Here is a 20,102-nt window from a genome sequence, read left to right on the forward strand (position 1 = left end):
AAACACCATGATGAACAGACAACTTAAAACGGCAGCCCGCACTTTGGCTTTGCTGGTTTTGATGAGTGGGCTCACCGGGTGTTTCGACAAATCAGCCCCAAAAATTGCCTTCAAAACCATTGAGGGAACCACCCTGACACCGGCGGATTACGCGGGCAAGGTGGTGTTTGTGAATTTCTGGGCAACCAGTTGCACCACCTGTGTTCAGGAAATGCCGGGGGTTGTGGACACCTACAACCAGTTCAAGGGCCGAGGATTCAAAACGATTGCGGTGGCCATGAGCTACGACCGACCTGATTACGTTGTGAACTTCGCCAAAACGAGGAATCTGCCTTTCGACGTCGCGCTCGACCTGGATGGCAGTGCAGCAAAGGCCTACAACAATGTGCAGGTTACGCCCACCAGCTATCTGCTGGACAAAAAAGGCAACATCATCAAAACCTATGTCGGGCAGCCTGATTTCAAAGCCCTACACGCCTTGATTGATCAGGCATTGTCGGACAAAGGCTGAGCCCGGTACAAACACCAGCACTGGCCTATTCGGCCTCGCCCCAGCGGAAATTGTCCATGGCACGCCGATCCCGCTTGGTGGGGCGCGCCTTGATTTCAAGCGAAGGGTCTTTCATCAGTTTGCGGTTTTCAGCACGGCGTTTGCGTTCCTGCCGACTTTCTTCGGTTTCCTGGTACAGGGTTTGGGCAATGGCGGCACTGCCGCGCTTGTCCGCCAACCCAGTCACCTGAACGACGATCTCATCCCACACAACGGGCAGCTTGATGACATCGCCCACCTGCACGCCATAGGCAGGCTTGATGCGTTCGTCGTTGCAACGAACTTTGCCCGATTCCACGCAGTCGGTGGCAAGCGACCTGGTCTTGAAAAAACGGGCCGCCCACAGCCATTTGTCAACGCGAACTTTCTGGACATCCTGCTTGCCTTTCTCAGGCGATGGCGCTGTGTTGCCTTTGTTGCCGCGACTCAAATTCGATCCTTTGTTGTACTGCCAGTGCAACCATTATGCCAAATTCAGGGCAAAGGGTTTCGCGCAAAATACCAGCCAGCGTCCGTGGGTCGCAAAGCCATGTCCACCTGAAAGCCGTTAATCAGCGTCTCTGCATAGGCACTGCCGTTTTCAAGCGTAAAGGCGGATGGATCGTAAGATTCCACCAACAGACCCTTGAAGTAGTTCAACATGAACGCGTCTTTCAAACTGACGCGAACCCGGGCAGTCACCGCATCAGGAATGCCCAATGGCTTGTTCTTGGTGTAGCTGATCACCTCGTCCACCCAAAGGCGCCCAAAACACAGCGCGTCATTGTCACCCTTGGCATCCGTTCGAAAGTGAACCCGACCCAGTTTTTTGAGACCTTCCGAAGGCAACATCACCCACCGGTTGTCGTCCGTCTTGAAAATATTGAGAAGCCCCGACATGTCCCAGGCGTGAACCTGCCGAGCGGCGGCGCTTTGTTCGGGCAGAACACCGCGGGAATAGAGGTCAACAGCCTCCAGCGAGGGCAGGCGTGCGCACAGGGCGCCATGATTCAGAATGAAGGTCTCCGCGCGCGCGCCGCGCAGCAGGTTGTCCTTGGTCAAGGCCGAATTCGGATTGCAGGCGCTCAGGGCCACAACAGCAATCAGGCACCACAATGCCCGACAGCTGCGCTCAAGACACCATGTCATTGACCATGTCCCGCATTGCGAGGTAGAGGGTGGCACGATCGGACACCTTGTCCCAATCGATGTGCAGGCGTTGAGACAATGCCGGGTGGATGCGATGACCCCATTGATCCTGAGGCGCTTCATCCACCAAATCCATGGCAAAAGCGACTGCACAATGCACCACGGCCGCCATGTCGGATGCGCCACTGCGCCTTGGGTAAGCGTAATACCGCAGGGCATTGGCAATTTGATCGGGCAGGTGCCAACGGTGGGCGATTTCAGCACCCACATCGCCATGATGAAAGCCCAGTTGATCGAACTCAAGCTCGGCACGGTCGCACGGGCTTCGGTCACCGCAGACCTTGTCGATTTCAGAGGCGGGTTCGGGAAATGCGCCATGGATGGCCAAAATGCCCAAACCGTGCATCAAACCTGCCGTGTAGGCTTCTTCAGCGGGCACATCGGTTTTACGGGCAATTTCACGGGCCAGGTTGCCAGACAACAGCGACAGTCGCCAAAACCGCTGCATGTCAAAGCCGGGAATGTCCGAAAAAGATCCCATCAAACCCGAGGCAATCACCATGGTGCGCACGGCACTCATACCCACCATCAACACGGCTTCTTCCACCGTGGCAATCTGTCTGGAATGCCCAAAATGGGCACAATTGGACATGCGCAGCACTTTTGCAGTCAAGGCGGGGTCTGCGGACAAAGGCACGCACACATCGGCGGTGCCGGTGTTCTCTTTGTTCAGCGTCAACAGTATTTCCTGCAGTGCCTTCGGAATGGAAGGCAACACACGAACACTGTCCAGCATTTTTTCCATTGGACTACTCAAGATATTCTCCTCGCACACCCGCACTGCATTGGTTTACATGGTGTCATATTGCACCGGTTTTGAGGAAGCGATGGGTCGAGGAAATCGGATAATGGGGTCTATTTTGACCCTATCCCCCGTTTGTACTACTTGCGTTCATGGCCAAGGCTGCGCGGGGGGACATATCCAAGGGCCCGCGCACGGGCCTCAGCCTGCGCAGCAAGCAGCGCCTGGCCCGTGTCCCTGTAATACAGGGCGAGGTCATAACTTGCAATGCCATTGCCAAGGCCCGCCGCAAATTGCATCCAGCCCTCAAAACGCAACAAGGCCACCTCACCGCCCAGTTGTCGATACCCATGACCAATGCGGGCGGCGGCGTCTTTGTCACCCCGGCCAGCCCGGCTTAAATCCTCAAGCGAGGTGTCCGTCTTCTGAGGCGTGGTAAAGCTGCTTTTGTACAGGTGGACCTCGTTGCTTCGCAGGATGCTCAAAGCCCTTTTTGCACCTTCCAGCACCAACCCCACCTGATCGCGCAAAGCACTGTCCGGGTAATCGCTCAGAAACTGCTGCGCGTCTCGAATCAGATCAACGGGCCAAAATATGGGCTGCAAGGCGGCCCAGCGTGTCTTCTCTTCATCCGTTGGCACCCGTTCAAGACGATCGCCCGCCCCTGGCTTGTGCCAGGCCAAAGCCACTTTGCGCCGGGTGTTGTCTGCGATAAACGGGACCTGTGCAAGCTGTCGTATGGCCTCCACCGGAAAATTCAACATGGTCTGTTCCACATCCACCTTCACTAACTGAAACAACTCGGCAAACGTGGTGTGATCGGGCAACCCTCGCAGCTTTTTGACCAGGGATGCGGTGTAAAACGTATTCTGATCAGGACTGGCTGGCGACACGGCGGGCCGGCCTGCCGCTGTTGAAAAGCAGACCATGCTGCCCAGGGGAGCCTCCACCTGATTCAGCCCGTCGGCATCGCCCACGGCGGCTCGAATGTCCGTTCTGCAGGCATCGATCACGGTGATGTTGACCGCAGAATCGCGCTGCGGCAACCGGGCCAGCAGGTTGTTCTGCAGGATGACTGACTGCGCCAGCAAGTCGGGTTTGGCCAATTTTGGGCTGGACCCGGACCCCAGCAGCAAATTGCTTGCATTGACCTGCATGCCATGACCGGCGTAGTAAAACAGGGTTAGCGCATCCGGCACACTGGCGATTCGGGCAATAAATTCCGTCAGGGTTTGCTCAAAGGAAGCGGCATCCAGATCCAGCGCCTGAGTGACATCAAAACCGCGGTAGGCCAGTGCCTGGGCCAAATCAAACACGTTTTTATGCACAGGGGGCAAATCATAGGGCGCAGGGTAAAGCCCATTGCCGACCAACAACGCAAAACGCGTCTGCCGGTCTGGTGTCTTACTGGGCATATCATGGCCGAAAGCCAGCCGGCTTGCCAAAGCAACGCCCGGCAAGCCAACCCCGGCCACCACCTGCTTGAGAAAGCGGCGGCGTGCGCTCGATCCAGGCATCTCTTCAGGCAAATTCGTAGACAAATTCCCCGTCTTCACAGGACAACACCAGTTTTTCAATTTTTTCCCCAATCAGGCTGGCCTGCAACAGGCGACGACTGATTTCTGGCAAAAGCTTGTTGCTGAGAATGGAGCCCACCACTCGCCCCCCTGAATCGCTCTCATTGCAACGCTCAACGATCAAATCCACCACGGCAGACTGAACCACCATGTCAATGCGGTGGTTGAGTGTGACTCGTTTGCGAATTCGTTCCAGCTGCAGTTTCACGATGCCCGCCAGTATGGCGTCATTGAGTGGATAGAACGGAACCACGTCCAGACGACCCAGCAGGGCTGGAGGAAAGACATTCAGCAAAGCAGGGCGAATGGCTGCCGCCACTTCATCCTGTGCGGGGCGGTGGTTGCCACGTCGACACAAATGCATCAACTCGTCGGTGCCCACATTGGTGGTCAGCAGGATCAATGTGTTGCGAAAATCAATTTGCCGACCTTCTCCGTCTTCCATCACACCTTTGTCGAACACTTGAAAAAACAGCTCGTGCACGTCTGGATGGGCCTTTTCCACCTCATCCAGCAGAACCACGCTGTACGGCTTGCGGCGAACTGCCTCAGTCAACACGCCACCCTCGCCGTAACCGACATAGCCCGGTGGCGCACCCTTCAAGGAAGATACGGTGTGGGCCTCCTGGTACTCGCTCATGTTGATGGTCACCAGATTCTGCTCACCGCCATACAGGCTCTCTGCCAAGGCCAGCGCAGTTTCTGTCTTTCCAACTCCGGAAGTGCCCGCCAGCATGAACACACCAACCGGCTTGTTCGGATCATCCAGTCTGGCACGGCTGGTCTGAATACGCCGTGCAATCAGTTCCAGGGCATGGTTCTGCCCGATCACCCGCTCTGACAGCGTGTCGGCCAACTTCAGAATGCTGTCAATCTCATTTTTGACCATTCGACCCACCGGAATGCCCGTCCAATCGGCCACCACGCTGGCCACCGCCTGGGCATCCACCCGGGGAAACATCAAGGGTGTTTCACCTTGCACGGCCATCAAGCGCGCTTGTGCCTCGGAATCGGCTGCATTCCTGGTCAGCACATCGATGCACTCCTTTTCATTGGCCCATTGCGCACAAAGCGCATTCAGCGCGTCCTCAACGCATTCCTGCTCAGTGGTCAAATCCTGAAGTCGATCCTCGTGATTCCGGCCCAAGGCCACTTCAGCCTCCAGCACCTGGCGCTCGGCCTGCAAGGCGGCGAGCTTTGCCCACTGAGCTTCTATGGGTGCAGGGGTGGCCCGCAAGGAAATGGCAACTCGGGCACACGCAGTGTCCAGCAGGCTGACCGCCTTGTCTGGCAACTGCCTTGCAGGAATGTAACGATGTGACAGCGAGACGGCTGCACCCACGGCCTCATCGAGCAGCACCACGCCATGGTGATCGGCCAAGGTGGGGGCACCTGAAAAGCCACGCGCGGCTTGATGCTTTTCATGCGGCTGTCGAAGTTGTCGACGTCAATTTCCTGAAATTCACGATCTGCAACTGGTGGCAGGGGCTCGACAGGCTTGCCAGACAGGTCAGATAAGACGCCCATGACAAACGGCAACTGCACCTTTTTCTGCGCACCATAGACCTCGACGTCGTATTCGATCTGGACCCGGGGTGCCCGGTTGCGACCAACGAATTTTTGTCCGCTCATGGGAATCTCTCACTCAAAGATGTAAACATTCAAAATAAAAATCACTGGGAGCCTGCCTGCAAATCTTCGGGATCCACACCCATGATTCGGGCAACCTCAACCAGTGCGTCGGGGGCCAGATCTTTGACCAGTTCAAGAAAATTTTTGTCGATCAGACGCCGCGCCCTTTTGAGTAGTAACTGGGCAGGGTTGGTTGGTTCCGCGTTTTCGAGATAAATGCATATTTCGTCGATTGCACGAAGCGCCTGCCGCCTGGATTGAATGCCACCGGGCACCCAGCTTGAGTCGGGCGTTGCTGTGCGGGGGAAATCAGCCGGCGCCGCTGTGATTGAAGTGACGGAAGCCACAGGCACCGGCGCAATTTCACTGTCGGTGACTGGGGGCGGCAACACCTGCCCCAAGCGACCCAACAACCCAGCCAGATCGGCAAGGCTGCTGGCTTGATGCCCTTGCGCCAGGGAATTCAGCAAATTGCCGCATCGCTGCAAGGCAACTCTGGTTTCCTCAATCAGTTGATGCAAGGTGCCGAGCAATGCGGGCTGCTCAATCAGGTATTGATGAACCTGCTCGCGGGAAAATTGAATGTGTGTGTCAGGATAGCTTGCGGCATCCAGCAAAGCCTCTAGCGCACGTATGTTGACCACGCCCACGGCAGGTATTTCAAAGATGCGGGACTCACGCACCGACTGATAGAAACTACCACCCCGCCCTAGGCCCTCGATGACATTGATCCGGGCGTAAGGGTCCGCATCGTCGGGATCCAGTGCTGGGAATATGAAATTCCAGCCTGATTCCATCATGTCGCAAAGTATATGAAGGGATTCGGGAAGGCTCTGCAAACCGTGAAGCCGCAGCGCAGCCTCAGCCCAAAGGGCAACGAGCCGCAAATCGCGGCTTTCATCCAACAACTTCTCCGACTGATTCATCACGCCGACCCAGTCTGGTGGAATGGCCGATTCAAATTGCGTTTCGGGTTTGCCCTGCGCAGCCTGCATCAAGGCCAGCCAGGCATTGTCGTACTCGAGGTCGATGCCAAAATCGGTGTTGTTGCGGATGGCGGTTGCCCAGCGATGAGGGGACTGGCGGGCTGAAACAGAATGGGACACGCGATGCTCTGACCAGGTAGCGAAGGCGTGAAAATAACAAGTAAAGCGACGAAGGGAAAAATCGTCCCTCAGGGGGGATCACCCGTCCTGAGGGCTTCCTGGACCATCAAACTCGACGACTAATCTCTCGCATCAACACCCACTCCTCTGCCGAGGTGGGGTGAACAGCCACCGTGCGATCAAAATCTGCCTTGGTCGCACCCATGACATAAGTAATGCCCAACACCTGGATCATTTCAGGTGCGTCATCGCCAAGCATGTGAATGCCCAAAATGCGATCTGTGCGATCATCAACCACAAGCTTCATGTAGGTTTGCTGATTGCCGCCTGAAAAGGCGGTCTTCATGGGTCTGAATGCAGTTTCGAAGACTCGAACGGGACCGCTGGCTGCAGCTTGCTCCTCGGTCAACCCGACTGTTGCAATCGGTGGGCTGGTAAAAGCGGCTGAAGAGATCGCGTTGTGATCGACCGTCAGGTTTTTTCCATTGAATTCATTCTCGGCCAGTGCGCGGCCCTGAGCAATCGCAACAGGCGTCAAATTAACGCGATTGGTGACGTCGCCCACCGCAAACAGGCCCGGCACTGACGAGCGATTCCATTCGTCCACCAGCACTTCGCCGGCTGCGCCCAGGCGCACGCCCAACCTGTCGAGACCAAGCCCCTCCGTATTGGGCGATCTCCCTGTGGCATTCAATATCCAATCAAATCGATGGGCGCCTGTCTGGGTGTGCAGCACAAATTGATCTGAAACGCGTTCCAGCTTTTTGCAATCTGAATGGGGATGAAGCTCAATGCCTTGCGCCTGCATGGCCTCTGCCGCGCGCTGCCGCAGGGACAAATCGAACCCCCGCAACGGCAAATCTGCCCGATAGTAGACCGACACCCGAGCACCCAACCCCCGCATGATGCAGGCAAATTCCATCGCAATGTACCCTGCGCCCACAATGCCGATGTGCGCGGGCAATTCAGTCAAATCCAGCAGTTCATTGGAGGTCGGCGCAATGTCAAGCCCTTCAAAGGCTGTGCGATTGGGCGTGCCACCGGTCGCAATCAAGATGCGCCGCGTTGCCAACACCGTTTGACCCACCTGGACATGGTTGGCATCGGGCAGGCTTGCCCAACCCCGCAACACCTCGACGCCACTGTTCTGGAGCATCTTGGCGTAAATGCCCTCCAAGCGGTCAATCTCAGTCTGTTTGGCCTGTTGCCAGGCCTGCATGCTGAAGCTCGCCTCATGAACCACCCAACCCGGCTGCAGACCATCGCGCAGCTGCGCACCGAATTGCGACGCATACATCAGCAGCTTTTTGGGCACGCAGCCTCGGATGACACAGGTGCCGCCCAAGCGACTGCCCTCGACCAGGGCCACTTTGGCCCCGTAAGAAGCGGCACGACGGGCACAAGCCACGCCGCCAGATCCACCGCCTACAACGACAAGATCGTATTCTGTTTGGTCGCTCATTTTGCTTATTCACTCACCATAAAATTGCCCTGCAGGGTTTTGACTTTGTGCTCAACATGCGCCTTCAGCCGAGGCAGGAAAGGCTGCAACTCGGCGGGCGGGGCAGCGCGAAAACCGGCTTGTTGCGCCTCTTCCAGCAGGCGATTTAACTGTTTGACGCCGGGTAGCACCGGACCAAAAAAGCGGAAATTGTTGGCATCGTCCGTAATCAGCAGGGTCGGAAAAGTTTCGATGTCCACCTCGTCCTGCCAGATTTGGCTGTCTTCGATGTCCAGCCAGACAAAACGATGCTCCGGATGCTCCATCGCCAGGTGCTGAAAAGTCGATGAGAAATCGCGGCAGAGGCCGCACCAGTCTGCGCAAAGGCAGGTAATTGTCAAAACCATGTGCATCTAGTTTTTTAAAACCACTCCACATTACCAGAACAGGCAAGCCCTTGCGCAAAAAGGGAATTGCCAAAGTGACCAGAAAGGAGTGAAATAGGAAAAATTACGTTTTAACTGTCAGTTAAACCTTGAAATTTCATGCATTTATTGTAGTGTAATGACATTCAATGGCGCTGCGGCCCAGGAGCAATATTGTGGATTTCACATTCAACACTGAAAACAATGTCTTGAAAGTCAAGGTGGAAGTACCGCGTCTGGATGGTGCCAGTTCTTACATTCTCGAATCGGAAACCCGTCCGCGTTTGAACAAAATTACCCGCATCGACATCGATTGTGCGGCAGTCCGCATGATTGATTCAAGCGGCTTGGTGGGTTTGGTCACCCTGGCCAAACTGATGGCCTTGCAAAGCCACGAAAAAATCCGCCTGCTCGAATTGCACACTTCGGTCGAAAAGCTGATGCGTCTGTCTCACCTTGATCAGGTGTTTGACATCGAGCAGGCCGAAAACGCCTGACTGGCCACATTCACAACCAATAAAAGCAAGCCGCCGCGCAGGCTGTCGGCAATAAAGCACCCGACAGTAGGCCAAGTGCAGACACCGATTCGTCTTCAAACTGGCTTTTGAGCAAAGACAAGCCAGCGGGATTGGGGGCATTTGCAATCACAGTCAGCCCACCACCAGTAACCGCCCCCGCCACCAAAGCGTATCGAAATTCAGGCGTGGTGGACTCAATCAACGATCCAAGGTAGGTGAGTGCCGCGTTGTCGGTGATCGCGGTCAGCGACATGGACGCAAAAAAGAGCACATCCGAATGCAGACCGCTTACCGCGGGTTGGAGCCACCACTGCTGCATTCCGCCCAGCACGACGAGGCCCGCCAGGAAAAAGGCCACCAGCAGGCCCTCTTTAAGCAACAGCCGCGACTGGAAACCGCTGTAGGCCGCCGTAAAACCCAAAAAGAACAAAAACACACCCATAAAGACGGCGGGGTGATGCGCAAACAAGACCACCGCCACCAAGAACAAAAGGTGCACCCCCATGGCCCATGCGGGCACCGGCGCCAGTTGGGCGTCCTCTGAAGGAACTGGGCTGGCTGCTGTGGTCGAAGACAAAGACTGACGCGCAAAAAATGCGAAGACACTGGCGTTGATCAACACACCCAAGGCAGCCTTCCAGCCAAACTGGGCCAGCATGAACGCGGTGTTCCAGTTCCAGGTGCCTGCCACCATCAACACCGGCGGCGCAGCGTAGGAGGTTAGTACACCACCAATGGACACGTTGACAAACAACACCCCCAAACCGCCATAACGCACCCATTTGGGATTGTTGGGGGCAAACAAGGTGTCTTTCAGCAGCAGCGCGGCTAGGGTCATGGCCGCGGGTTCTGTAATCAGGCTACCCATCAGCGGCACCATGAACAAGCCCAACCAGACCTTTGCCAGGCTGTCATTCATGGGCAGCAGTTTGGCCATGCCTTGCACAAGCAGCCGGGCGACCTCAAGCACGGGCCGGCTGGCTGCAACCACCATGATCACGAATACAAACAGTGGCTCTGTGTATTGGCGGGTGTCGACGTATTGCACCGCCTGATCCATGCCCCCGACCACAGCCATGGCCAGCACCAGGAAAAAGGCCCAAATACCAAACACCGCCTCGACCTCACCCAACAGATGCCAAAGCCCTGAGTGATGAACACTGTGGTGAGCCCGCTTTTCAAACCAGCTGGTTGAAAACGTGTGAACCAGAGCGCCGGCAAACAACAAAGCGGCAATCCATTGCAGGGTGCTGGGGGTCATCCTTAAGCCTTCTTAATGATAATAAATCTCATTTGAGTTTAACATCTCCAGCAAGCCATTCCTTCGGCGCGTCTGAGTTTTTCAATACGGCAAGCACGGCACTTCCCAATTCATGCCCCCCCGCTGGCAATCCAGCCGCCCGATAGGCACTTGCTGCGCCTTGAATAATCGCTTCTGACTGGGCAATGATTGCCACATTTTGGGGCAAAGTGTCCGCCCCCTGCGCACAAGGCTGAACATCCAGCGAATGCCCCTTTCGGCATACGGCTGGCCGGATGGGGTAGATCAGGCAGCGCTGGTTTTCAAGAAACGGGCAGGCTTGCCTGTGGGTGGTCAAGGTGGTGCCATCCACAGCAGCGGCATGCTTTTCAAGGCGTTCGGTGAACTGGTCCAGGGCCGCTTGAGGCAACCCTTGCAAAAACCGGGCAATTTTGAACACTTCAGGCTCAAGTGCCTCGACCCGAACATGGCAACAGTGGCTACAGCCAGACCGACAGGCCAGCTGGGTGCCTTCACTGACTGCAATGGCGACCACTTTGTCGATCGCGCTGTGGATTTGTGTCACAAACCCGACGGCCTCTGGAAACGTTGGATTCTGGCCCAGATAGGCCTGTGCAGCCTTCTGAACCTGAGTGACTGATTGCCTGAGCATGCCCTGCTCTTCGGAACTCATCATTGCATTTCACCATTTAATTGTTAAGCGACCGCAACTGTCTGATCAAGGTGACAAACAGTCAGTTAAGATCAGGGCAGTTTACCTGCACTGAAAGGCAAAGCCCAATGAAAGTGACCGCCCAAGACCGCGCCAAGCAATTACTGGAAGCTCAAACCGCCTATTGGCTGAAGAATCTGACGAAAAAGCAATTGGTCCCACTCTTGAAGGAGGAGGTGGCTTTTCTACACCGTGAACTGGGCAAGCTGAAGTTGAAGCAAGCCGTTTCACGCGAGAAAGTGAAAGCCACCGCGCAACGATATGCGGTTGAAATGGAAATCGGCGGCGCCATTCCTGAGCTTTTTGGTGAAATTGCCGATGTCATTTACAACTTCCCAAGCAATCAGCACACCCTGGTGGGCGATCTGGTGTCGGATGACATTGCACACGAGTTCATCGACAAGGTGTTCGAGGACGGCAGCGTTTTCGATCACGCTGTGGTGAACATTCACAGCAGTGAACCGTTCAAGGCCTTTTTGTCAGACGTGGTGTACACGGTGCTGAAGGGCTATGCGCTGGAGCAAAACCAGCTGCTTAAAATCGGCACGGTGGCCAGCAGCATGAAGTTCGTTCGGGGATTGATTTCAGACCGGGCACCGAAGGTCTCGGAATTGATTGAAGCCCGAATTCGGGAGTTGATGGGCTCGGGTGTCGACGGGTCGCTCAGCATGGTGGATGAGGTGCTGACCAAGGACCAATACCGCGAGGGTGCAAAAGACGCCGTGTTGGACCTGTGGGACAAAATCAAAGAATGGCCCGTTTCCAATTTTCAGCATTACGTGACGGCGCTGGACTTGCAGGAATTGCTGGTGCTGGGCTATGAATTCTGGCTACAGCTGCGCAGCACGCCTTATTTACAGGATTGCATTTCAGCCGGGGTGGATTTCTTTTTCGACAAATACGGCAATGAAACCCTTGAGACCTTGCTCAACGACATTGGCGTGACTGAGGACATGGTGGTGTCAGACGTACTGAATTACGTGCCGGATCTGGCCAATATTCTGGTCAAAAGGGGCATTGCCGAACAATTGATTCGCCGGCATTTGCAACGCTTCTACGACGACCCCGAAACACTGGCGCTGTTGGGCTGAACGGCGCTACAAAGCGTTGTACAGCGCACGCACGGTGTCTGCACCGTGCAACCTTTCCAGCTTGCGCACCGTGAAATGGCCACGGCTCATGTCTTGATAATGGTCGATGAACAACAAGTTGATGCTGGCACCACCGACCGCGCCAATAACGGGCACTGCCATGGCCGCCGCCTTTTGTGAAATTTGCACTTGAAACCGGGTTGCGATCAAGGCGATTAAACGGGCAATGGCGGGCGCAGAGCCGTCCACCATGGCCTGTGTGGCCATGAACTCCGTGGCTTCGGTAATCGCTTTGGCCAAGGCCATGCGAACCCCAAAATAAGCCGATTCACTGGCGTCATCCGTGGGCTTGGGCCCGCCCAGCGCAAACACCTCGAGACAGGCCAGTTGCACTTCGGGGTCGGAAAGGTCCTCCCCATGAGCTCTGGCAATGTCGGCAATGGATCGCAAAATGATGGTTGTTGACAAAGGGAGCTCGAGAAAAAGCGCGCCGACACCCATGGCGCCACCGACTCCGCCTGAAATCGCCGACGCCAGTTTGTGCCATCGTGGCGAGGAGGCGGCTTGCGCTGGCGCACCAGTGCCCGACTTCATGGTAAAAAGGGCGCCCCTCAAGGCCAGTGTTAGCGCATCGCGTGTGGCATCGCGCACCTTCAACTGCCAGTTGTCGGGAAGCAACGAAAAGCCCTTTTCAATGGGGGCGCCAAGGGTGTGACTGAACTTGACGGCCAGCCCAGGGTTTTCGAGCACAGCCTTGGCTTGCGCGAGTTGCTCCAGTTCAGATTCAGACAAAGCCATAGGGGGCACCTCTTCAGGTTGAGCCCCTTATATTAGGTGGTTCCTGTTATTAATCGATAAACAGGTTTCAAATTGGACGACTAAACCATGCTTAATCGGCTGTTCTGGTTCCAACCAGCCGCCTTGGGGTCTTCAAAATTGGACGGTCTGGGTTTGGCGCTGCCACCTTTATAGCCTCCGGTTGCCGCCATGGTTTTTGCGGCCAGGGTCAAACCCAGCCCAACCAGATTACAGGCAAACATCATCACGCCTGCTGCCAAAAATGAGAACGTTGTCGCGCCCATTTTCAGACCAGTGCCTGCAATAACCGGCACGTGAAGCGCATGGAGTGCACCCCCAGTGACGAAAGTGAGAGTGGCCATGATCGCGGTCAAAACAGCACCACCTGCAAAGCGCCCAAGGGCCATGTTGATCGTTCTGGAGGCGGGGCTTGTGCCGATCATTTTGTTAATTCTGTAAAACACATTGAAAAACGCCCTCGACAGTTGGGCATTTTGGGCAAGTACAACGTCGAGACTGACGCGACGCAGGGCTTCGCCGAATCGGGCACAGGTCACCGTGGGTTTACTGTATTGATGATGCAAATCAAGAATGCGTTGAACGCTAGTAATGTGCCGCCCTTGCAAACATTCCGTTTTAAATTTTTTATCCTGATTTTTCTTGAAATCATCGCTTTGGCGTTCAGTGAGGTGCTTGTCAAAATTCGAGTTTCGAAAACCCGGCATCCACCGCAGTACTTTTTGGGCGCCAGGAACCAGTCCCTTTCGATGGAGTTTTTCAACCCCGGCCTCTGCGGTCCGTCGCGCATCAAGCGTGATGTCTGGTGCTGCCTTGATGTCCGAATGATCAATCAAATCGCAGAGCGCCACGAAGTGGGATTCTTTGGTAAGCAGTGCCCTCGCATGCTGATAATCTCTCAGCACCGCCATGGGCCCAGACTTTGAAACGTTTGGGGTTTGGGGTGCAGCGAGATATTGCCCGACGACCCGCTGAATGGTTCTGAGGCGAGTGGCCTGATCGGCCGAGGAATCGTAGGCCAGCGTCAGCGCTTTCAGAAGTGCAGGTTCGCCAGTTCTAGGATCTCGAAAATCAGCGCCGATTTTTCTGTTCAATGCCTGAGACAACATAGAGTGCCCTTGTGAGCCACGGCGAGTGTGGCTCAAAATGGCGTCGATTTTTTTCAAGAGCGTGTCGTGGTCCTTGATGACCTCACCCTTCTGATAGTCAGTCAGTGCGTCTTTTGAAAGAACCGCCTGACTGGCCAGAGCAGACACGGCACCCAAGCCACCAAACGCCGCCGAAAGCGCTGAGTATGCCATTGCAAACGCCCCGATGGTGTAATTGATGGCAGTGCCGCCAAGTGTCAAGCCAAGTGCCTTGTCTTTCATGTGCGGTATTTTGTTAAACCCCATGGTGACCGACGTTGTGACCACGCCGATCAATGGCAGCGACATCACCATGCCGATGCGGTTGGTCGTTCCTTTGACATTCGCATTGGGGGTGGTCAGGTTTTTAAATGAGGTTTGAAGAAAGCCAGTTGGCGCAGCCATGAACTCGCACGCGCCGTGAAATTTGTGTGCAGCGCGAGACAGGCGGCTTGCCATGGCATTGCGCTTGCTCACTGGATTGGTTTCAGAGTGCTTAAACAATTCTGGCCGAAAACGAATGTAATCCTCGCGGTAGACTCGATCTTTTACGCCCTGATCGTCGATGCATTGCGACAAGTCAATGCCATCACCTGCCTCAAATTGACGACGTAACAAGGCGGCCTGAACGTAGTGGTTGGATTCGTGAAACCCTTTGCCGACCACGGCGGCGGATCGACCGTCTCCAAGAAACTGGCTGATTTTGGTGCCCCAGCCTTTGCGGCCATACGTGTTGCCGCCTTTGACCTTCAGACCCGCCTTTTTGGCGATGCGCTTTTCAGAGGATTTCAACCATTCCGACGTGGGAACGAATTCCTTGTTCGCCGGATCTGACTTCGAGATTCCAGACATTTTGCCCCCGACTTCGAGTGTGCTCGAATTTGTGTATTTGCACTAAATTGGCACATGCGGGAGCGAATTTCAAAAGCTGGTGCATTTGCATCACTCTAAAGGTGTAATCAACCGACCAAAATCCGACAGAAATCAGGGTTTACCCTTTTGTTTCAATGGCTTAATTACATTAAAGGGATGTAGGAAATACTTTCTGACCCAGGCAACGAGAACATACCCAGAGAGGAGTGGCGCGCCCGGCAGGAATCGAACCTGCGACCCTTGGCTTCGGAGGCCAATACTCTATCCACTGAGCTACGGGCGCGCGAGAAGGCGACAGTGTACACCAAGCACTGTGCTAAATCACGGTCTTTAAAAAATCGGCAATCTGGGCAACGGCTTGATCCGCTTCCGGCACCAGGCCCGCGTTAAGCTGGAAATCGTGCCACAGGCCTTCAAATTCCTGCCATTCCACCTTGACCTTTGCCTGGGACATGGCGTCATTCAAACGGGCGGCGTCATTGGCCAACAACTCGGCCGATGAAGATTGAATCAATGTGGGCGGAAACCCGTTGAAATCGGCAAAGACCGGGGACACCTTCGGGTCTTTCCATTGCGCCTCACTGACGAATCCGCCACGGGTGAATTGCACCCAGGTCGTTGTCAGCAGGGCGTCGTTGTTCGGCTGGGGCAGCTGACTGAAAGAGGCATCCGTCCAAGGGGACACCAACACCAGCGCGCGCGGCATCGGTTTGCCGCTTTCACGCAATTTCTGGGTCAGCGCCAGCGTGAGGTTTCCACCCGCAGAGTCGCCCGCGACAATCAGATTTGAAATTTGAAAACCTGACGCCTCAAGATCGCAGATGGCGGCATAGGCGTCTTCGAGCTGGGCAGGATAGGGATGCTCAGGGGCCAATCTGTAACGTGGCACGTACACGGGCAAACCGGTCGCCTTGCACAGGCGAGAGGTAAACGCCCGATGTGTGGCGGGTGAGCAGACCACATAACCTCCGCCATGCAAATACAAAATGGCGTGGTGATTGGAAGCGGGATGATCCGGCAACAGTTGCTCGCCCTTGACTCCACCCGATTGATAGGCGCTGACATGAACGCCCCGCGGCACCAGGGCCGTGAGCTCCATGGCGCGGGTCATCATGCGTTGAACCCGAACCGGTACCTTCGGAGAGAAAAAGGGTCTGAAAGTTTGGCGCAGCAGGTTTTCTGTCAGCTTGGCGCGCATTGAATTTGGCATTGCGTCAGTCTCCATCTATTTGTTTTGTCCGAAACATTACACCAAGCCCCCCCCTAAGCGAGTGCCCACTCACACATGTGATGCAAAAAATGGCGACCCTTCGGGAAAATCGAGAGACTGACTTTGGAGTTCGATGCCATGACCATTCGCTCGCCCTATCAAACCTTGCACTGCAACGCTTACCCTGAGCATTGCTACGAGCGTGAAATCTTCTTCGAAACGCTGGGTGCCTGCTGGGCATTGAGCGCCCGAAATGTGTCTGGCATGTTCCCCATCCAACTTCGCCTGGATCTTTGCAAAATCAACCTGCTCTATGGCGTTCCCAGTGCAGATCTTCCCCAAGAGCTTTTGAACAAGCTGACGGTTTTGTTTCAATCGCGCCCTGCAGGGCAACCCGCACACGGCCGAAGTGTTGTGGAGACCAATGCCATGGCCATGATGCGCGAAATGAACCGCGCCGATTTCCTGAGCTTCTCCATGGGCTTTCAGGACGCCGTTGAACAGGTCTTGGTGCACGCTGAATGCTGGAACCCTCGCTGTCAAAGGGCTTACATGGCGATCAAATTCTCAGCCATGTCTTTGATCGAACAAGGTTTCAACAGCGAGAAGCACCGCGGAACCTACGCCGATCTGCTGTCGGAATACCTGAACATCACGCAATCCGTGTTCTCGTCTGAGTCAAAAACATATCCGCTGAACCATTAAGCACTTAAATTGGCTTGAGATGCTGGCGAATCACAGCCTCAAGCTGCACGTAAATTTCCGGATCATTAAGCAGCTGCATGTGATGCTTCTGCGAAAAGGCAGCGCGCTGCGCGGTGCCTGTTTCGTCAGCCAGCGCCGACGACATCTGCACCAAACCGTCACCCACGGTGTCATTCAACCAGGAACCGGTCGATTTACCCACGGTTGATCCAATCAAGTGGAATTGCACACGATGGCCATCGGAGGTCATGAGCGGACCGAGTCCGCCCTGCAAATCTCGAATACCCGTGGAACGCACGCCCAATACACGGCTGACCGGTTTGCTCAGTTCAAATCGATCCAACAGACCTTCCCCGGCCGCCGCCAGGCGAGCCAAAGGTGCGCCCGCATGGGGCGAACCCAAACACACCACATCTTTCAGGGCGTGCTGCAACAGGAGGTCTTCGGGTTCAAGCATTTCAACCAGCGCCCGGCTGACCAGCCCACCCATGCTGTGGCCGACCAGAATGACGTGATCAATAGCCACCGGCCAGTTTTTACACAGCCGAGTCAGGATGCGTTTGAACTGTCGGGCGTTGGCCTCAATGCTGCGACCGGTGTTGTAGCGCAAATAAAGCGGGGTGACGTCGAAATGATGGGCCAATCTTGGGCCATAGGGAACGGTGTGAAGTGCCTCGGGCTTGTGATACAGAAACCAGCTGTCTTCATTGCAGCACAGACCGTGTACAAACACGACCAGGCTGGATTTCGCATCTGGAAACGCTTGAATCAGCTCATCCTGCTCAAGACCCAGCAAATGCCCGTCTTGATAAAAGCCCGTCTTGATCTCGATCGGGTTGCGCGTGGCGGACAAATGATCTCCCAACAGGCCGTTGATGGCGCTGTTGATGGCAGCCACCCTGCGACTTGGTCGCCGGTTCTGGGTCGCCAAACCCTGATTGGCCTGCTTGACCGCCCAGGCTGCACCGTTAAAAACGCCTTTGCCCACTTCCTTCACCGCTGAATAAACCAGATCGGTGATTTCATTGTGAACGGACTCGATGGGCTTGCTTGATGACAAGGTGGCTGTACCCACCGCCTTGAAAGGCATGTCGCTGATGGCGCGATGAAATTCGTGCACGCGGCTTGCAGCCTGCTCGAAGGTGTCACCGGCCAGCTTCAGGCCGCCTTCGATGGCACTGCCCACTTCATTGACAGGTGGTTTGGTGTTTGTCATGGCGCATCTCCTTGAGGAGTGATGTTTGCGATGAAGCTATAGTGCACAAGTGTTCACTGATTATCAATCGTTTTTTCTGGAAGCCGACCTCTAGCCAAACCATAACAATACAGCCAATACACCAGTGCGATGAAAAGGTACCCTTCCAGATAGTACTGGCGCCACTGGACGTCGCCGGAAAGCGCCAAGCTAAGCGAACCGGACAACTCAAACAAACTGACCACAGTGACGAGCGAGCTCTCTTTGAGCAAGGTTACAAAACTGTTCAACAAGGCCGGTGCGGTGACTCGAAACACCTGCGGCAAAACGACCCACACGAATATCTGTTGGCCTTTCATGCCCAAGGCCAGGCCTGCGTCGGTTTGCCCTTGGGAAAGCGCTTGAAGCCCGCCACGCCATATCTCGGCGAGGTAAGCCGCCTCAAAAATGGCCACAATCACAACGACCCTGATTAAAAGCGGGCCGCCCAGATCAGCCACCACCAGAGGCACAACAAACGCCGCCAAAAACAGCACTGTCAACAAGGGCAAAGCGCGGCAGGTTTCGATGTACACCGCACACAGTGTTGACAACACGCGATTGGCGCTGCGCCTTCCGACTGCAAGCAACAAGCCGAGCGGCAAGGCGAAACCATAGCCAAAGATGGCCAGAAGGAGGGTCAAGGGCAGCCCACCCATTCTGTCCAGCGGAATGGGGCTTAGCAGGGCGCAGGCAAGCGGCAGACCGATTGCCCAAGCCACGGCCTTGGTGGGAATCGCCCAGCGGGTGCGAAACGACACCCACAACAAAATGCTCAGAATGCCAACAGCCACCCAGGCAGCAGGCTGGTTGACCTCTGGAATTCGCCCCATGAGGATCAGCGACCATTTTTGGGCCACAACGCCCCAACAGGCCCCATGGCCCGCAACGGCGTTGCACGCCTGCAAATCGGCATGGAACACCGCGTTCAACAGGCCCCAGGACAACAAAAGCCACAGGGGCTTGGCCAACAGCAGCACAGTCATTGCGGTGACCGCAATTCTTGAGGGACTGCGCCACAAACCACCCAAGACTGAACGCTTTTCCAGAATGGGACTCATGCGCTGCCCCTGTTCACTGCGCGGTTCCAGCGTCCCATCAAAGCACTTGCCAGTATGCTCAACAAGGCATAAATGATCAGGATCAGCACCACACACTGAATGACCTGACCACTCTGATTCATGGCGGTGTTGGAAACAGACACCAGTTCGGGATAACCCACTGCAACCCCCAGGGAGGCATTTTTCAGCAAGTTCAGGTATTGGTTGCCCAACGCAGGTACGATGGCACGCAAGGCGACAGGCAACACGACAAGGCGGTTCAGCTGAAGGCGACCAAAGCCAAGCGCAAGCCCGGCCTGCACCAAGCCACGGGGCACCGATTGCACACCCGCGCGAACGACCTCAGCAATAAACGCGGCCGTGTAGAGCACCAGCGCCAACAGCACAGCACAATATTCAGGGCTAAGCACCCAGCCGCCTTCCACCGAGAAATAACCTTGTCTCGGCCATTGTCCACTCCACAGGTCGGGTATGGCGAGTCCACTCTTACTGAGATAGATCCACCCGTGAAATGACCAGGCCTGACTGGCCACCGGCAACCCTTGAATAATCAGAAAATAAACCGCCAGCAAAAGAATGAGCAAGGGAATGTTCCTGAACAGACCCACATACGAGTCCGCAACAAGGCGAATCAGCGGATGATCGGAACGCCGCCCCAGACCGATCAGGGTTCCCAGCACGGTGGCCAACAACAGGGCTGGCAACGCCACCTTCAGGGTGTTGAGCAAACCCGCTAGCAACACCGTCCAATACGGCGATTTCAGGCCAACGGCCAACCAACCCTCACTGAGGGAGAAGCCTGCGGGGTCAAGCAGAAAGTGAAAATCCACCGG

At 55.5% G+C, this 20,102-nt stretch carries 21 protein-coding genes, 1 tRNA gene and 1 pseudogene; 4 read left to right on the forward strand and 19 right to left on the reverse strand.

Going from position 1 to position 20,102, the window contains the following annotated elements; genetic code table 11:
- The first annotated feature begins 7 nt into the window (after window positions 1-7).
- Window positions 8-511: a peroxiredoxin family protein gene (locus QQJ87_RS01960; RefSeq protein WP_284279637.1), complete on the forward strand. Its 504-nt coding sequence runs from the start codon at window positions 8-10 to the stop codon at window positions 509-511.
- A gap of 25 nt (window positions 512-536) precedes the next feature.
- Here QQJ87_RS01960 and QQJ87_RS01965 read toward each other — a convergent pair whose 3' ends face one another.
- From QQJ87_RS01965 to QQJ87_RS02005, 10 genes and pseudogenes are all read right to left on the reverse strand, one after another.
- Window positions 537-980 (reverse strand): RNA-binding S4 domain-containing protein, encoded by a 444-nt coding sequence (locus tag QQJ87_RS01965; RefSeq protein WP_284279638.1) that lies wholly within the window; start codon window positions 978-980, stop codon window positions 537-539.
- 44 nt (window positions 981-1,024) lie between these two features.
- On the reverse strand, window positions 1,025-1,678 hold the full coding sequence (locus QQJ87_RS01970) for a hypothetical protein (protein WP_284279639.1): 654 nt from the start codon (window positions 1,676-1,678) through the stop codon (window positions 1,025-1,027).
- Window positions 1,662-2,495, reverse strand: coding sequence for an HDOD domain-containing protein (locus QQJ87_RS01975; RefSeq protein ID WP_284279640.1), 834 nt, complete (start codon window positions 2,493-2,495; stop codon window positions 1,662-1,664). Before QQJ87_RS01975 ends, QQJ87_RS01970 begins: the two co-directional genes overlap by 17 nt.
- 125 nt (window positions 2,496-2,620) lie before the next feature.
- Window positions 2,621-4,021: a caspase family protein gene (locus tag QQJ87_RS01980; RefSeq protein WP_284279641.1), complete on the reverse strand. Its 1,401-nt coding sequence runs from the start codon at window positions 4,019-4,021 to the stop codon at window positions 2,621-2,623.
- Window positions 4,002-4,376, reverse strand: coding sequence for a hypothetical protein (locus tag QQJ87_RS14630; protein ID WP_348534575.1), 375 nt, complete (start codon window positions 4,374-4,376; stop codon window positions 4,002-4,004). Before QQJ87_RS14630 ends, QQJ87_RS01980 begins: the two co-directional genes overlap by 20 nt.
- Window positions 4,368-5,384 (reverse strand): annotated as a pseudogene (locus QQJ87_RS01985) (AAA family ATPase); the annotation flags it as partial. The gene QQJ87_RS14630 and the pseudogene QQJ87_RS01985, both read right to left, overlap by 9 nt.
- Entirely contained in the window at window positions 5,270-5,689 is a 420-nt protein-coding gene (gene tssB / locus QQJ87_RS01990) for a type VI secretion system contractile sheath small subunit (RefSeq protein ID WP_284279642.1), read from the reverse strand. The pseudogene QQJ87_RS01985 and the gene tssB, both read right to left, overlap by 115 nt.
- A 41-nt stretch (window positions 5,690-5,730) precedes the next feature.
- Window positions 5,731-6,795, reverse strand: coding sequence for a type VI secretion system protein TssA (locus QQJ87_RS01995; protein ID WP_284279643.1), 1,065 nt, complete (start codon window positions 6,793-6,795; stop codon window positions 5,731-5,733).
- Window positions 6,796-6,901: 106 nt separating this feature from the next.
- Window positions 6,902-8,257: a glutathione-disulfide reductase gene (gene gorA, locus QQJ87_RS02000; protein ID WP_284279644.1), complete on the reverse strand. Its 1,356-nt coding sequence runs from the start codon at window positions 8,255-8,257 to the stop codon at window positions 6,902-6,904.
- 5 nt (window positions 8,258-8,262) lie between these two features.
- Complete coding sequence (locus QQJ87_RS02005) at window positions 8,263-8,643, reverse strand: thioredoxin family protein (RefSeq protein WP_284279645.1); 381 nt, start codon at window positions 8,641-8,643, stop codon at window positions 8,263-8,265.
- A 194-nt stretch (window positions 8,644-8,837) separates the two neighbouring features.
- Between QQJ87_RS02005 and QQJ87_RS02010 the strand changes: the two genes are divergently transcribed.
- The gene (locus QQJ87_RS02010; RefSeq protein WP_284279646.1) at window positions 8,838-9,158 is read left to right on the forward strand and encodes an STAS domain-containing protein; all 321 of its coding nucleotides are present in this window, start codon (window positions 8,838-8,840) and stop codon (window positions 9,156-9,158) included.
- Between the two features lie 10 nt (window positions 9,159-9,168).
- On the opposite strand, the gene QQJ87_RS02015 is transcribed toward QQJ87_RS02010, so the two are convergent.
- Window positions 9,169-10,440 carry a putative Na+/H+ antiporter gene (locus QQJ87_RS02015; protein WP_284279648.1) on the reverse strand — a complete coding sequence of 424 codons (1,272 nt, stop codon included), beginning with the start codon at window positions 10,438-10,440 and terminating at the stop codon, window positions 9,169-9,171.
- A 28-nt stretch (window positions 10,441-10,468) separates the two neighbouring features.
- Complete coding sequence (locus QQJ87_RS02020) at window positions 10,469-11,116, reverse strand: YkgJ family cysteine cluster protein (RefSeq protein ID WP_284279649.1); 648 nt, start codon at window positions 11,114-11,116, stop codon at window positions 10,469-10,471.
- Between the two features lie 104 nt (window positions 11,117-11,220).
- Here QQJ87_RS02020 and QQJ87_RS02025 point away from each other — a divergent pair, with 104 nt between their 5' ends.
- Window positions 11,221-12,243, forward strand: coding sequence for a hypothetical protein (locus tag QQJ87_RS02025; protein WP_284279650.1), 1,023 nt, complete (start codon window positions 11,221-11,223; stop codon window positions 12,241-12,243).
- 6 nt (window positions 12,244-12,249) lie between these two features.
- Here QQJ87_RS02025 and QQJ87_RS02030 read toward each other — a convergent pair whose 3' ends face one another.
- The 4 genes from QQJ87_RS02030 to QQJ87_RS02045 all read right to left on the reverse strand — a co-directional run bounded on the left by QQJ87_RS02030 (window position 12,250) and on the right by QQJ87_RS02045 (window position 16,269).
- Entirely contained in the window at window positions 12,250-13,041 is a 792-nt protein-coding gene (locus QQJ87_RS02030) for an EcsC family protein (protein ID WP_284279651.1), read from the reverse strand.
- A gap of 80 nt (window positions 13,042-13,121) precedes the next feature.
- Window positions 13,122-15,038 carry a hypothetical protein gene (locus tag QQJ87_RS02035; protein WP_284279652.1) on the reverse strand — a complete coding sequence of 639 codons (1,917 nt, stop codon included), beginning with the start codon at window positions 15,036-15,038 and terminating at the stop codon, window positions 13,122-13,124.
- A gap of 228 nt (window positions 15,039-15,266) precedes the next feature.
- Window positions 15,267-15,342, reverse strand: a tRNA-Arg gene (locus tag QQJ87_RS02040).
- Window positions 15,343-15,375: 33 nt separating this feature from the next.
- Window positions 15,376-16,269, reverse strand: a complete 894-nt coding sequence (locus QQJ87_RS02045) for an alpha/beta hydrolase (RefSeq protein ID WP_284279653.1) — start codon at window positions 16,267-16,269, stop codon at window positions 15,376-15,378.
- A gap of 138 nt (window positions 16,270-16,407) precedes the next feature.
- On the opposite strand from QQJ87_RS02045, the gene QQJ87_RS02050 reads away from it, so the two are divergent.
- Entirely contained in the window at window positions 16,408-16,974 is a 567-nt protein-coding gene (locus QQJ87_RS02050; RefSeq protein WP_284279654.1) for a hypothetical protein, read from the forward strand.
- Between the two features lie 4 nt (window positions 16,975-16,978).
- Here QQJ87_RS02050 and QQJ87_RS02055 read toward each other — a convergent pair whose 3' ends face one another.
- Genes QQJ87_RS02055 through QQJ87_RS02065 form a run of 3 tightly spaced genes read right to left on the reverse strand, consistent with a single transcriptional unit; the run spans window position 16,979 to window position 20,099 of the window.
- Window positions 16,979-18,190 carry an esterase/lipase family protein gene (locus tag QQJ87_RS02055; protein WP_284279655.1) on the reverse strand — a complete coding sequence of 404 codons (1,212 nt, stop codon included), beginning with the start codon at window positions 18,188-18,190 and terminating at the stop codon, window positions 16,979-16,981.
- A 53-nt stretch (window positions 18,191-18,243) separates the two neighbouring features.
- Window positions 18,244-19,269, reverse strand: coding sequence for an amino acid ABC transporter permease (locus QQJ87_RS02060; protein WP_284279656.1), 1,026 nt, complete (start codon window positions 19,267-19,269; stop codon window positions 18,244-18,246).
- Window positions 19,266-20,099 carry an ABC transporter permease subunit gene (locus QQJ87_RS02065; RefSeq protein WP_284279657.1) on the reverse strand — a complete coding sequence of 278 codons (834 nt, stop codon included), beginning with the start codon at window positions 20,097-20,099 and terminating at the stop codon, window positions 19,266-19,268. The genes QQJ87_RS02060 and QQJ87_RS02065 overlap by 4 nt, the downstream gene beginning before the upstream one ends.
- Window positions 20,100-20,102 lie beyond the last annotated feature (3 nt).

The organism is Limnobacter litoralis, from assembly GCF_030160455.1.
Lineage (GTDB): Bacteria > Pseudomonadota > Gammaproteobacteria > Burkholderiales > Burkholderiaceae_B > Limnobacter > Limnobacter litoralis.

What these genes read in the sequence shown, in the direction of transcription:
- QQJ87_RS01960 (WP_284279637.1), top strand. Translation starts at nt 8, where the DNA reads ATGATGAACAGACAACTTAAAACGGCAGCCCGCACTTTGGCTTTGCTG.
- QQJ87_RS01970 (WP_284279639.1), bottom strand. Translation starts at nt 1,678, where the DNA reads ATGACATGGTGTCTTGAGCGCAGCTGTCGGGCATTGTGGTGCCTGATT.
- tssB (WP_284279642.1), bottom strand. Translation starts at nt 5,689, where the DNA reads ATGAGCGGACAAAAATTCGTTGGTCGCAACCGGGCACCCCGGGTCCAG.
- gorA (WP_284279644.1), bottom strand. Translation starts at nt 8,257, where the DNA reads ATGAGCGACCAAACAGAATACGATCTTGTCGTTGTAGGCGGTGGATCT.
- QQJ87_RS02005 (WP_284279645.1), bottom strand. Translation starts at nt 8,643, where the DNA reads ATGGTTTTGACAATTACCTGCCTTTGCGCAGACTGGTGCGGCCTCTGC.
- QQJ87_RS02015 (WP_284279648.1), bottom strand. Translation starts at nt 10,440, where the DNA reads ATGACCCCCAGCACCCTGCAATGGATTGCCGCTTTGTTGTTTGCCGGC.
- QQJ87_RS02020 (WP_284279649.1), bottom strand. Translation starts at nt 11,116, where the DNA reads ATGATGAGTTCCGAAGAGCAGGGCATGCTCAGGCAATCAGTCACTCAG.
- QQJ87_RS02025 (WP_284279650.1), top strand. Translation starts at nt 11,221, where the DNA reads ATGAAAGTGACCGCCCAAGACCGCGCCAAGCAATTACTGGAAGCTCAA.
- QQJ87_RS02030 (WP_284279651.1), bottom strand. Translation starts at nt 13,041, where the DNA reads ATGGCTTTGTCTGAATCTGAACTGGAGCAACTCGCGCAAGCCAAGGCT.
- QQJ87_RS02035 (WP_284279652.1), bottom strand. Translation starts at nt 15,038, where the DNA reads ATGTCTGGAATCTCGAAGTCAGATCCGGCGAACAAGGAATTCGTTCCC.
- QQJ87_RS02045 (WP_284279653.1), bottom strand. Translation starts at nt 16,269, where the DNA reads ATGCCAAATTCAATGCGCGCCAAGCTGACAGAAAACCTGCTGCGCCAA.
- QQJ87_RS02050 (WP_284279654.1), top strand. Translation starts at nt 16,408, where the DNA reads ATGACCATTCGCTCGCCCTATCAAACCTTGCACTGCAACGCTTACCCT.
- QQJ87_RS02055 (WP_284279655.1), bottom strand. Translation starts at nt 18,190, where the DNA reads ATGACAAACACCAAACCACCTGTCAATGAAGTGGGCAGTGCCATCGAA.
- QQJ87_RS02060 (WP_284279656.1), bottom strand. Translation starts at nt 19,269, where the DNA reads ATGAGTCCCATTCTGGAAAAGCGTTCAGTCTTGGGTGGTTTGTGGCGC.